Raw genomic sequence first — 12,654 nt, 5'->3', positions numbered from 1 at the left:
TGGGCTTCAAGCGTTCTAGTGACTTGGAGTTTTGGTATGGCTGTTATTAATGTACTGCCTTCGGATGGGAAGGTTATTGACGAGGGTCCAGTTGGTTGCTCTGTTGATGTTTGCTGTGATGACTTTCGTCATCTCGATGTTGGACTGCCGCCCGAGATTCTTCGTCTTAAGGATGCCGGGTATTTGACGCAGGCTGTTGCTGCCTGCGATCGCCTTTTGGAGCAGAACCCCGAGCCTTCGCTGGCTGCTTGTGTTCGTGCCGAGCGGTATCGCATACTCGAGACGCCGCTTCATTTTTCGGTGTCGCGCGACCAGGCTATTGCGATGATTCGCGAGGAGTGGCCAGAGTTTACCGAAGAGCAGTTTGATGACCTGATTAATCGTAAGCGTATTGACTGGCGCTTTATCGATGGCGAACTGTTCGTTCTCGACAACTTCCTCGATTCGCTTCGCGTGTATCCCAAGGAGGTTCCGGGCTTGCGGCCCGATCCTACGGACGGAATTGCGCTGCGTAACCAAATGCTCAAGGAGATGGAGTCGCAAAACGGGCTGACTCGTGTCATTACGCTTAAGGCATCCGTGTCTGTCCCCGGGGCTTTGGAGGGGGAGACCGTCCGCGCGTGGCTTCCCGTTGCCGCTGCCTGCCGCCAGCAGTCTCGGATCGAGATTCTCGACATAACGCCGGAGGGTGCCGTTGCTCCCGAAACCGTCTCGGCTCGCACTGCTTCGTGGGCGTCTTCGATTGAGCGTTTGTTCTCGGTGACCTATCGCTATCACATAGATGCCGCATACAGTGACATCTATGGGGGTGCGCTTCCGTCGCATCCGTGCATGGACACGCCGCTGCCCGAGGACACTTCCGAGGACCGTCCGCATATTGCGTTTACGCCATATCTGCAGCAGTTGACGGAGCGTGTCGTTGATGGGCTCGAGGATCCGCTCGATCGCGCCCGTGCCATCTATGATTACCTGACGCAGCATATCGACTACCGCTATCAGCCGCCGTATCTGCTTTTGGGATCTATCGCCGACGACTGTGCGCATTCGCTTCGTGGCGATTGCGGTGTTATGGCGCTCACGTTTATCACCATGTGCCGCATTGCGGGTGTGCCCGCCCGTTGGCAGAGCGGCTTGTATGTTGCGCCCGATTCGGTCGGGCCGCACGATTGGGCAGAGTTCTTTACGCCGCAGACCGGTTGGCTCAACGCTGACGTATCGTTTGGCTCCTCGGCGCGTAGGATGGGGGAGGAGTGGCGCCGTCGTCACTACTTTGGCAACCTCGACCCGTGGCGTATGGTGGCAAACAATCTGTTCCAGGCTGAGTTTGAGCCGGCTTTCGCCGGCATGCGCGAGGACCCCTACGACAATCAGATGGGCGAGGCCTCGGTCGACGGTCGCGGATGCCGCCAGCGCGAGATGCTTCGCTCGGTCGAACTCGTCGAAATGCTCGAAGTTCCATTTTCGGACTAATCGATAGCAAGCTGTGATAAACTAACTCACGCATTACGTGCCCGAGTGGCGGAATTGGCAGACGCAGTGGACTCAAAATCCACCGTTGGCAACAACGTGCGAGTTCGAGTCTCGCCTCGGGCACCATACATGCAAGTGAGCGTTCAAGGGGGTCTAGGCCCCCTTTTTCGTGCCGAACTCGCGTGAGCGCGCGGAGCGTTAAGCAAACAGGCCTGTGGCCTGTTTGTAGCGGAGCGTGGCGAGGGCGCTGCGCGCCCGAAGCCCGGGGCTTCGCGAAGCGAAGACCCTTCGAGTCTCGCCTCGGGCACCATACATGCACCTGCGCTTCAAGGGGGCTTAGGCTCCCTTTTTCGTGTACGTAATGTGATAACGCGTCGAACGTGTTATTATTCGCAAGGCGTTGTTCCCGCAATGCCCTAAAGAGGAACCCGAGGGTTCCCACCTTTTGGCGCCAATGAGCAGCTGACTGGTCATACAACTTAGATTCTCTTCCTCAAATCGAGGAAGTCTATGTGTACGACCTGGTTGCTGAGAAGCGCCGGGTTATTTTTTTATGAATGGAGGTAGGGAAAATAGCTAAGTCTGATGACACCCGCATCAACGACGAGATCACTGCATCTTCGTGCCGTTTGATTGGCGTCGATGGCTCTCAGCTCGGCCTGTTCGCCATCCGCGATGCCCAGCGCGTCGCCGACGATCAGGGTCTCGACCTGGTCGAGATCGCTCCCAACGCGGAGCCGCCGGTCTGCAAGGTCATGGACTACGGTAAGTTCAAGTACCAGCAGGCCATGAAGGCCAAGGCTGCTCGTAAGAACCAGTCCAAGGTCGAGGTCAAGGAAATGAAGTTCCGACCCAAGATCGACGTTGGCGACTACGAGACCAAGAAGGGCCACGTTCTGCGTTTCCTCAAGAAGGGCGCACGCGTTAAGATCACCATCATGTTCCGCGGCCGTGAGATGGCTCACCCGGAGCAGGGCCTTAACGTTCTCGAGCGTCTCGCTGAGGATCTCAAGCCTTACGCTACGGTCGAGTCCAAGCCTAAGATGGAAGGCCGTAACATGCTTATGCTGCTCGCCCCGATTAAGGGCGCCTTCGATGAAGATAAAGCGGCAAGCGATACCAAGTAACTAGTGTTCTGTAACCGATTAAGGAGTATTTCATGCCTAAGATGAAGTCCCACAGCGGCACCAAGAAGCGTTTCCGCAAGACTGGTACCGGCAAGCTTATGCGCGCCAAGGCTTTCAAGAGCCACATCCTGAGCAAGAAGTCCACCAAGCGTAAGCGTGGCTTCCGTCAGGAGACCGAGATCGCCGCTGCCGACCGCAAGGTCATCAAGTCGCGTCTCGCCTAAGTTCGCGTTCCCGTTTTCGTTTTACCATCTAGGAGTTGATAGAACATGGCACGTATTAAGCGCGCTGTTGCCGCCAAGAAGAAGCGCCGTACCGTTATGCACCGTGCGAAGGGTTACTACGGTGCCGCTTCGCGTACTTACAAGCATGCTAAAGAGCAGGTCCAGCACTCCCTGCAGTATCAGTATCGTGATCGCCGCAACAAGAAGCGCGAGATTCGTTCTCTCTGGATCACTCGTATCAACGCTGCTGCTCGCCTGAACGATATTTCTTACTCTCAGTTCATGCACGGCCTGAAGGTTGCCGGCATCGAGCTCGACCGCAAGGTCCTGGCTCAGATGGCTTACGAGGACATCGAGTCCTTCAACGAGCTGGCTACCATCGCCAAGAAGGCTCTCGAGGCCTAATAGATTCTCTCGAATCGCTAGGGGAGTGTCGCGTTGTACGCGGCGCTCCCTCTTTTTATCTAAAGCGCTGGTTTATATAGCAAAAGCGCGGGTAGATAAACACTTACAGGTGACCGATCTTTATATATCTCTTAACCGAAGGGTCATCATCTGATACGTGCAGTATTTCTGCGCCAGCCTTTCTATTACTTATATAGGAAGCGATATGTTGTGTAGGACTTGTGAAGAGTGGAATTGACGTCCCACATCGCTTCGCGGTCTGGCAATATATCTCCTTGCCGCGCGGCCCGGTCGGACCGGACCAGCCGCCAGGCGTGCACCTTGAGAACCGGATACTGCGAGGATGGACACTTACTTCAGTGTCGCATCCGGGCAGACATCGAACCATTTGAAATGGTCTAACTTGGATTTGTTTTTCGCAAGGCCGCCGAGAGGCGGCCCCGAGAAATTCCTTTTCCTATACTAGAACCATATGAATCGAACGGAACCGATCAGCTAATAGTTGTGAGGACCGGACGGGCTCGAAGCCCATTTATTTTGGACGGAGAGTTCGATCCTGGCTCAGGATGAACGCTGGCGGCGCGCCTAACACATGCAAGTCGAACGGCACCTATCTTCGGATAGAAGCGAGTGGCGAACGGCTGAGTAACACGTGGAGAACCTGCCCCCTCCCCCGGGATAGCCGCCCGAAAGGACGGGTAATACCGGATACCCCGGGGTGCCGCATGGCACCCCGGCTAAAGCCCCGACGGGAGGGGATGGCTCCGCGGCCCATCAGGTAGACGGCGGGGTGACGGCCCACCGTGCCGACAACGGGTAGCCGGGTTGAGAGACCGACCGGCCAGATTGGGACTGAGACACGGCCCAGACTCCTACGGGAGGCAGCAGTGGGGAATCTTGCGCAATGGGGGGAACCCTGACGCAGCGACGCCGCGTGCGGGACGGAGGCCTTCGGGTCGTAAACCGCTTTCAGCAGGGAAGAGTCAAGACTGTACCTGCAGAAGAAGCCCCGGCTAACTACGTGCCAGCAGCCGCGGTAATACGTAGGGGGCGAGCGTTATCCGGATTCATTGGGCGTAAAGCGCGCGTAGGCGGCCCGGCAGGCCGGGGGTCGAAGCGGGGGGCTCAACCCCCCGAAGCCCCCGGAACCTCCGCGGCTTGGGTCCGGTAGGGGAGGGTGGAACACCCGGTGTAGCGGTGGAATGCGCAGATATCGGGTGGAACACCGGTGGCGAAGGCGGCCCTCTGGGCCGAGACCGACGCTGAGGCGCGAAAGCTGGGGGAGCGAACAGGATTAGATACCCTGGTAGTCCCAGCCGTAAACGATGGACGCTAGGTGTGGGGGGACGATCCCCCCGTGCCGCAGCCAACGCATTAAGCGTCCCGCCTGGGGAGTACGGCCGCAAGGCTAAAACTCAAAGGAATTGACGGGGGCCCGCACAAGCAGCGGAGCATGTGGCTTAATTCGAAGCAACGCGAAGAACCTTACCAGGGCTTGACATATGGGTGAAGCGGGGGAGACCCCGTGGCCGAGAGGAGCCCATACAGGTGGTGCATGGCTGTCGTCAGCTCGTGTCGTGAGATGTTGGGTTAAGTCCCGCAACGAGCGCAACCCCCGCCGCGTGTTGCCATCGGGTGATGCCGGGAACCCACGCGGGACCGCCGCCGTCAAGGCGGAGGAGGGCGGGGACGACGTCAAGTCATCATGCCCCTTATGCCCTGGGCTGCACACGTGCTACAATGGCCGGTACAGAGGGATGCCACCCCGCGAGGGGGAGCGGATCCCGGAAAGCCGGCCCCAGTTCGGATTGGGGGCTGCAACCCGCCCCCATGAAGTCGGAGTTGCTAGTAATCGCGGATCAGCATGCCGCGGTGAATGCGTTCCCGGGCCTTGTACACACCGCCCGTCACACCACCCGAGTCGTCTGCACCCGAAGTCGCCGGCCCAACCGAGAGGGGGGAGGCGCCGAAGGTGTGGAGGGTGAGGGGGGTGAAGTCGTAACAAGGTAGCCGTACCGGAAGGTGCGGCTGGATCACCTCCTTTCTAGGGAGATACGTTCTTAGAGAGACAAACTTTAACTCGAATAGAGGGCAGGAGCCCGTCCGGTAGATGTCCGCCAGGATAAGTCCCCGCAGCACCCGGTCCCCGGGGTCGCACCCGCGTACCTTGAGAGCCGCATAGCGATAGGAGAGAGATGGAAGAGTATCCTCTTCCAGACTCGATTCTTTTCTGCGATTAAATCAAGAATGATAGCAATCATTCATCCGATCCAAACAAGAAGAATTCACTTATGAATGAGTGAGGAGCATCTGATCGCGAGCACAGTGAAGACACTGTGCCGCGGTATGAGATACCCGAATTGCGACATACGAGCGCTATTCATGATATCGATTAATTTTTATTAGCGACACGTGGATATCCCGCGGGCCCGAGAGCGGTCCCGCAAGATACCACGGGCGCACGGCGGATGCCTTGGCACAGGGAGCCGATGAAGGACGCGGCAAGCTGCGATAATCCCCGGCGAGGAGCACACATCCTTCGACCCGGGGGTCTCCGAATGGGCGAACCCATGCACAGCAGTGTGCATATCCCCGGCCCGAACACATAGGGCCGGGGAGGACAACCCGGGGAACTGAAACATCTAAGTACCCGGAGGAGAGGAAATCAATCTCGAGACTCCCCGAGTAGCGGCGAGCGAAAGGGGACCGATGGCCAAACCGTCGAGCGGGCATACCCGGCAGGGGTTCCGCCGACGGGGTTGCAGGGCCGCGCATCCGGGGGCTGCCGCCCCCGGGCGCAGGTCCGGCTGGGGAGCGGAACGGCATGGGAGGGCCGGCCGCAGCGGGTGACAGCCCCGTACGCGAACCCAGACCGGACGGCGCGACGCGGTCCCTGAGTAGGGCCGGGCACGTGAAACCCGGTCCGAACCTGGGTGGACCACCATCCAAGCCTGAGTACTACCCTGTGACCGATAGCGCACCAGTACCGTGAGGGAAAGGTGAAAAGCACCCCGGGAGGGGAGTGAAACAGTACCTGAAACCGTGCGCCCACGAGCAGTCGGAGCACCCTTCGGGGTGTGACGGCGTGCCTTTTGTAGAATGAGCCAGCGAGTCGCTGGCGCGGGGCGAGGTTAACCGAAAGGGAGCCGGAGCGAAAGCGAGCCTTAACAGGGCGACTTGAGTCCCGCGCCGCGGACGCGAAGCCGGGTGAGCTATCCGTGGGCAGGCTGAAGCGGGGGTAAGACCCCGTGGAGGGCCGAACGCACGTCGGTTGAAAACGGCGGCGATGACCTGCGGATAGGGGTGAAAGGCCAATCAAACCCGGAGATATCTCGTTCTCCCCGAAATAGCTTTAGGGCTAGCGTCGCGCGTTCACCGCCGGAGGTAGAGCACCGGATGGACGAGGGGGCTTCGCCGCCTACCGAATCCAACCGAACTCCGAATGCCGGCGGCCCAGAGCGCGGCAGTCAGAGCATGTGGGCTAAGCTGTGTGCTCGAGAGGGAAACAGCCCGGACCGCCCGCTAAGGTCCCCAAGTTCCAGCCGAGTGGCAAAGGATGTGCGTCCGCCCAGACAACCAGGATGTTGGCTTAGAAGCAGCCATCCATTCAAAGAGTGCGTAACAGCTCACTGGTCGAGTGGACATGCGCCGACAATACACGGGGCTAAGCTGGACACCGAAGCGGCGGGATTTTATTTATTAGAATCGGTAGGGGAGCTTCCCATGGGCGGAGAAGCCGGAGGGCGACCGACGGTGGAGCGCATGGGAGTGAGAATGCTGGCATGAGTAGCGAGAGACGAGAGAGTAACTCGTCCGCCGTGAACCCGAGGTTTCCTGGGCAAGGCTAATCCTCCCAGGGTCAGTCGGGGGCTAAGGCGAGGCCGGTAGGCGTAGCCGACGCGCAGCAGGCAGACATTCCTGCACCGCGCACGCGGCGCTACGACCGACGGGGCGACGGATGGGGGTGGCTCGGCGGGGTTCTGGACGTCCCCGTGATGGAGCGCGGCCCGCGGACCAGGGAAATCCGGTCCGCAGAAGGGCGAGGCTCCGGACGAAGCGACTGAGCGAAGCGAGTGAGCCCGAGGTCCCTAGAAAAACCCCTAGGCAGGCGCGTGCGCGCCCGTACCGCAAACCGACACAGGTGGGTGGGTAGAACATACCGAGGCGATCGGGTCAACCATGGTCAAGGAACTCGGCACAATGGCCCCGTAACTTCGGGAGAAGGGGTGCCCGCGCGTACGTGAACGGACTTGCTCCGGGAGCGGAGGCGGGCCGCAGTGGAGAGGCCCAAGCGACTGTTTACCAAAAACACAGGACTCTGCAGAAGCCGCAAGGCGACGTATAGGGTCTGACGCCTGCCCGGTGCCGGAAGGTCACGCGGAGGAGTTAGCGCATCGCGCGAAGCCCCGAAGCCAAGCCCCGGTAAACGGCGGCCGTAACTATAACGGTCCTAAGGTAGCGAAATTCCTTGTCGGGTAAGTTCCGACCTGCACGAAAGGCGCAACGACTTGGGCGCTGTCTCGACCATGGACCCGGTGAAATTGCACTGGTCGTGAAGATGCGACTTACCCGCGGAAGGACGGAAAGACCCCGTGAACCTTCACTGCAGCTTGGCATTGGCCGCTGGTCCCGCGTGTAGAGGATAGGCAGGAGGCTGAGATCCGGAGGCGCCAGCCCCCGGGGAGCCGCCCTTGGAATACTGCCCTCGCGCGACCGGCGTCCTAACCCGAGGCCGTCAACCGGCTCGGGGACCGTGCCAGGCGGGCAGTTTGACTGGGGCGGTCGCCTCCTAAAGGGTAACGGAGGCGCGCGAAGGTCCGCTCGGGACGGTCGGCAACCGTCCTTTTGAATGCAAGAGTACAAGCGGGCTTGACTGCGAGGCCCACAAGCCGAGCAGGTGCGAAAGCAGGCTCTAGTGATCCGGCGGCCCCGAGTGGGTGGGCCGTCGCTCAACGGATAAAAGGTACTCCGGGGATAACAGGCTGATCTTGCCCAAGAGTCCACATCGACGGCAAGGTTTGGCACCTCGATGTCGGCTCATCGCATCCTGGGGCTGGAGCAGGTCCCAAGGGTACGGCTGTTCGCCGTTTAAAGCGGTACGCGAGCTGGGTTCAGAACGTCGTGAGACAGTTCGGTCCCTATCCTCCGTGGGCGCAGGAGAATCGATGGAGGCTGCCCCCAGTACGAGAGGACCGGGGTGGACGCACCTCCGGTGAACCGGTTGTCGACCAACGGCACGGCCGGGTAGCCGCGTGCGGCGCGGATAACCGCTGAAGGCATCTAAGCGGGAAGCCGTTCCAGGGATTAGTTCTCCTTCCGGTAAGGGCCCAGGTAGACTACCTGGTCGATAGACGGCAGGTGCAAGGGCGGCGACGTCCTCAGCCGAGCCGCACTAATCGCCCGAGCTCTTCCGGAACCGCACCTCGCGGCCCGCGGGACCCAGCGCTCATGCGCGCGGTCCGGGCACGAGGATGCCCCCGAGTCACATCTTTCCTATGCGCCATGCGGCCCCCAGGGCACGCAGATATCGACCCAGGACACCGAAGATACGGTGGGCGCCGCCCACCGGTCAGCGGCCAGAGCATGGGGGGCACGCCCGGTCCCGTTCCGAACCCGGAAGCTAAGCCCCATCGCGCCGAGAGTACTGCGGGGTCAGCCCGTGGGAGGCCAGGGCGCCGCTGACCGGTGGACGGCACCGAGCCGTACATGAGAATGAAGAAGGGGGAGGCCTCGCGGCCTCCCCCTTTTTTGCGTTTTATAGAGAGCTGTAATACAAGAACTCGCCTTCTTTTAGCTTGTCTTACTGTTTGGCTGTATTTTGAGTCCTTCTTTTGTATTTGCGCGATAATAACTCCCATTGGCGTTAGGGAGGACTTGATGTTTACCGTATTTGTCTTGGGCAATATTGCTTCGGGTAAGTCGACTGCCTGCCGCTACCTCGAATCTCATGGCGCCATGCTTATCGATCTGGACGAGCTTGCCAAATCGCTGTATGTGCCAGGCTCCGATATCGTCAATGCCCTCGCGGAAGAATTTGGCTGGGATATTTTGGACGAGGAGGGCGGCGTTCGCCGTAACATCCTCGCTTCTCGAGCTTTTGTTTCTCCTGATGCGGTCGCGAGGCTCAATAGCATTGTGCACCCCGTTCTCATTGAGCAGCTGTCACTGAGGATTCTTGATCCGGTTTGCTGCACGGTTTCGTCCCCCCGTTATCCCTTTGCGGTTGTCGAGGTTTCTGCCCCGACTGGTTTTGAGGATGCTTTTGGCCTGGCTGATGAAATTCTGGTCATCAGCGCCCCTTTGTCAGTTCGTCGCGAGCGCGCTATTCAACGTGGTATGGAGCCATCTGATTTCGATGCCCGTTCTGCTTGCCAGCCCGATGAGTCTGCGCTGTGCAATCTCGCTACAACGATGATTGATAATGCCGCAGGCGATAATTCGCTCTTTGAGCAGCTTGACTCTTGGCTTGCGCGCCGTGGGTTCGGGGATGTAGTGGATAAGGAGGAGACCGATGTCTAAGACACGTTTCTTTTCGTGGTATCGCCTTATACCGCTGACTGCCGTTTTTGTCTTCGGCCTTATTTCGCTCGTCTACTCGTATGCTCCTGCTGTTTTCTTTAAGCCGCTGTATCCGATTGACTACGAGGCATATGTAAAGCAATCCAGTATTTCGCATAATCTGGATCCGTATCTGGTGTGCGCTGTCATTAAGTCTGAATCGAATTGGGATCCCAAGGCCGAATCGAATCAGGGTGCTCAGGGATTGATGCAGCTGATGCCCGTGACTGCTCAGGATATGATCGCCAAGGGCCTTGTCGACGGTGACGAGTATTCGGCCGACAACCTTAACGATCCGGCTACGAATATCGAGTTTGGCTGTGCGTATCTTTCGTATCTTCTAGCGTATTTTAACGGGTCGACTGACAGTGCCATTGCCGCCTATAACGCCGGTATGGGCAATGTCGACGGATGGGCGCAGCAGAACACGTCACTCCATAATGCGATTACCTTCCCTGAAACTCAGGCTTATCTGATTCGTGTCAATAATGCCTGGGTTCGCTATAAGACCCTCTATCCCGATCGGTTCGTATAGGACTATGCCTGCCGCCTGCGTATACTGCAGATATATGAGTTAGGAGTATCCATGGCGGAATTTGAAGTTGAGCGTGTTGGAGGAGAGCTCAAACGTTTTGGCGTTGAGGGCTCTGAGGTGCCATTTAAGGTTGTATCTCCTTATGAGCCTGCAGGTTCTCAGCCTAAGGCCATTGAGTCGCTTGTGCAGGGTGTGAGGGACGGAGATCGCTATCAGGTTTTGCTGGGCGTGACTGGTTCGGGCAAGACCTTCACGATGGCTAAGACTATTGAGGCCCTGGGGAAGCCGACGCTGGTCATGGCTCCCAATAAAACGCTCGCCGCTCAGCTTGCGAGCGAGCTCAAAGAGTTCTTTCCCAACAATGCTGTGGTCTACTTTGTCTCGTACTACGACTACTATCAGCCCGAGGCGTATGTGCCGCAAAGCGATACATATATCGAGAAAGACTCCTCGATTAACGAAGAGGTCGAGATGCTGCGCCATCAGGCGACCGCGTCACTGCTCTCTCGACGCGATGTGATCGTTGTCGCATCGGTCTCGTGTATCTATGGCATTGGCTCTCCTGAGGACTATGCGGGTCTGGCTCCAAACGTCGACAAGAAGGTGCCGCTCGAGCGCGATGACTTTATCCATGCACTTATCGACATTCAATATGATCGCAATGACTATGACCTGGCACGCGGCACGTTCCGCGTGCGCGGCGATGTTGTCGACGTGTATCCGCCTTATGCCGAGCATCCGTTGCGGTTTGAGTTCTTTGGCGACGAGGTCGAGCTGATTGCCGAGATCGATGAGGTCACCGGAGAGATGCTTCGTGAGTACGAGGCCATCCCCGTATGGCCGGCATCGCACTACGTGACCGAGAAGCCGAAGGTCAAGGCGGCTCTGAAATCGATCAGCGAAGAGTGCGAGAAGCGCGTGGCGGAGCTCAAGGCGACCGACAAGTTGCTCGAGGCGCAGCGTCTGCAGCAGCGCACCGATTATGATCTTGAGATGCTCGAGACGATGGGCTTTTGCAACGGCATCGAGAACTACTCGCGTCATCTGGACGGTCGCAAGCCGGGTGAGCCGCCGTTTACCCTGATCGATTACTTTCCTAAGGACATGCTCTGTATCATCGACGAGAGCCATGTGACGGTGCCGCAGATCCGCGGCATGCATGAAGGCGACCGCTCGCGTAAGGTAACGCTGGTGGAACACGGTTTTCGCCTGCCCTCGGCACTCGATAATCGCCCGCTTCGTTTCGATGAGTTTGAGGCAAGGATACCCCAGTTTATCTATGTTTCGGCCACGCCGGGCGACTACGAGCTGCGGGTGAGCCAAAACGACGTGGAGCAGATTATTCGTCCGACCGGTCTGCTCGACCCCAAGATCGATGTGCGTCCGGTTCGTGGGCAGATTGACGATCTTGAGGACGAGATTCGCGAGCGCGTTGCCCGCAAGGAGCGCGTGCTGGTGACCACGCTCACCAAGCGCATGGCCGAGGACCTGACCGACCATCTGCTTGATGCCGGCATTAAGGTCAATTACATGCACTCCGATACAGCGACGATGGACCGTGTCGAGATCCTGCGAACGCTGCGCGAGGGCAAGATCGATGTTCTCGTTGGCATCAACCTGCTTCGCGAGGGCCTAGACCTTCCCGAGGTCTCACTGGTGGCAATTCTCGATGCCGATAAGGAAGGCTTCTTGCGCAACCGCCGTTCGCTGATTCAGACGATTGGCCGCGCGGCCCGTAACGCCGATGGCGAAGTCATCATGTATGCGGACGTTGTGACCGATTCGATGAAAGAGGCCATCGAGGAGACGCAGCGCCGTCGCGAGATTCAGATGGCATATAACGAAGAGCATGGCATTGTGCCCAAGACGGTGCGCAAGGCCATCAACGACATTTCGAGCTTTATTGCCGAGGCCGAAAAAACCGTGGGTTCCAAGGGGCGCTCGAAGGGCGACTCTCTTGGCCATGGCGCATTCTATACGCCCGATGAGTCGGGCGAGGGTGGCGTGCCGGAAACGGTGGCGCCCGAGCAGACACTTGCGGAGCAGTTGGAAGAGCTGCCGCATGACGAGCTTGTGCGGATCGTCGAAACCATGGAAGAGGATATGCGTAACGCTTCTGCCGCCATGGACTTTGAGGAGGCGGCGCGCCTGCGCGATGCCGTCGTTCAGATTCGGGCGATGCTCGAGGGTGCGTCTGAGGACGAGACGATTGAGCGCTTACGTTCGCAGGCCCGCAAGGGTTCCACGTTCGCATCGGGCAGAAAACGCCAGGGTGCACGGTTTAAGAAATAGCGAACATGCCCCGAGTTCCCTGCGGAGCTCGGGGCATGCGTCT

At 58.8% G+C, this 12,654-nt stretch carries 7 protein-coding genes, 1 tRNA gene and 3 rRNA genes; all 11 read left to right on the top strand.

The window, feature by feature from the left end; genetic code table 11:
* Positions 1-36 precede the first annotated feature (36 nt).
* Positions 37-1,470 (top strand): transglutaminase domain-containing protein, encoded by a 1,434-nt coding sequence (locus OIL77_01685; GenBank protein HJI44131.1) that lies wholly within the window; start codon positions 37-39, stop codon positions 1,468-1,470.
* A 39-nt stretch (positions 1,471-1,509) separates the two neighbouring features.
* Positions 1,510-1,596 (top strand) — tRNA-Leu (locus OIL77_01680).
* Between the two features lie 431 nt (positions 1,597-2,027).
* Positions 2,028-2,597: a translation initiation factor IF-3 gene (gene infC / locus OIL77_01675; protein ID HJI44130.1), complete on the top strand. Its 570-nt coding sequence runs from the start codon at positions 2,028-2,030 to the stop codon at positions 2,595-2,597.
* Between the two features lie 32 nt (positions 2,598-2,629).
* Positions 2,630-2,821 carry a 50S ribosomal protein L35 gene (gene rpmI / locus OIL77_01670; protein ID HJI44129.1) on the top strand — a complete coding sequence of 64 codons (192 nt, stop codon included), beginning with the start codon at positions 2,630-2,632 and terminating at the stop codon, positions 2,819-2,821.
* Positions 2,822-2,866: 45 nt separating this feature from the next.
* On the top strand, positions 2,867-3,226 hold the full coding sequence (gene rplT, locus OIL77_01665) for a 50S ribosomal protein L20 (GenBank protein HJI44128.1): 360 nt from the start codon (positions 2,867-2,869) through the stop codon (positions 3,224-3,226).
* Positions 3,227-3,764: 538 nt separating this feature from the next.
* Positions 3,765-5,270: ribosomal RNA gene (locus OIL77_01660) — 16S ribosomal RNA — on the top strand.
* A 397-nt stretch (positions 5,271-5,667) separates the two neighbouring features.
* Positions 5,668-8,642: ribosomal RNA gene (locus OIL77_01655) — 23S ribosomal RNA — on the top strand.
* Positions 8,643-8,794: 152 nt separating this feature from the next.
* Positions 8,795-8,910, top strand: a 5S ribosomal RNA gene (gene rrf / locus OIL77_01650).
* Together the 16S, 23S and 5S rRNA genes form the textbook arrangement of a ribosomal RNA operon.
* 193 nt (positions 8,911-9,103) lie before the next feature.
* Entirely contained in the window at positions 9,104-9,745 is a 642-nt protein-coding gene (gene coaE / locus OIL77_01645) for a dephospho-CoA kinase (protein ID HJI44127.1), read from the top strand.
* Complete coding sequence (locus OIL77_01640; GenBank protein ID HJI44126.1) at positions 9,738-10,319, top strand: lytic transglycosylase domain-containing protein; 582 nt, start codon at positions 9,738-9,740, stop codon at positions 10,317-10,319. The genes coaE and OIL77_01640 overlap by 8 nt, the downstream gene beginning before the upstream one ends.
* Before the next feature lie 51 nt (positions 10,320-10,370).
* Positions 10,371-12,611: an excinuclease ABC subunit UvrB gene (gene uvrB, locus OIL77_01635; protein HJI44125.1), complete on the top strand. Its 2,241-nt coding sequence runs from the start codon at positions 10,371-10,373 to the stop codon at positions 12,609-12,611.
* The last annotated feature ends 43 nt before the right edge of the window (positions 12,612-12,654 follow it).

Source organism: Coriobacteriaceae bacterium (assembly GCA_025993015.1).
In the GTDB taxonomy this organism is placed as follows: domain Bacteria; phylum Actinomycetota; class Coriobacteriia; order Coriobacteriales; family Coriobacteriaceae; genus Collinsella.
Note: the sequence above shows the minus strand (reverse complement) of the source record. Positions and strands in the feature narration are given on the sequence as shown.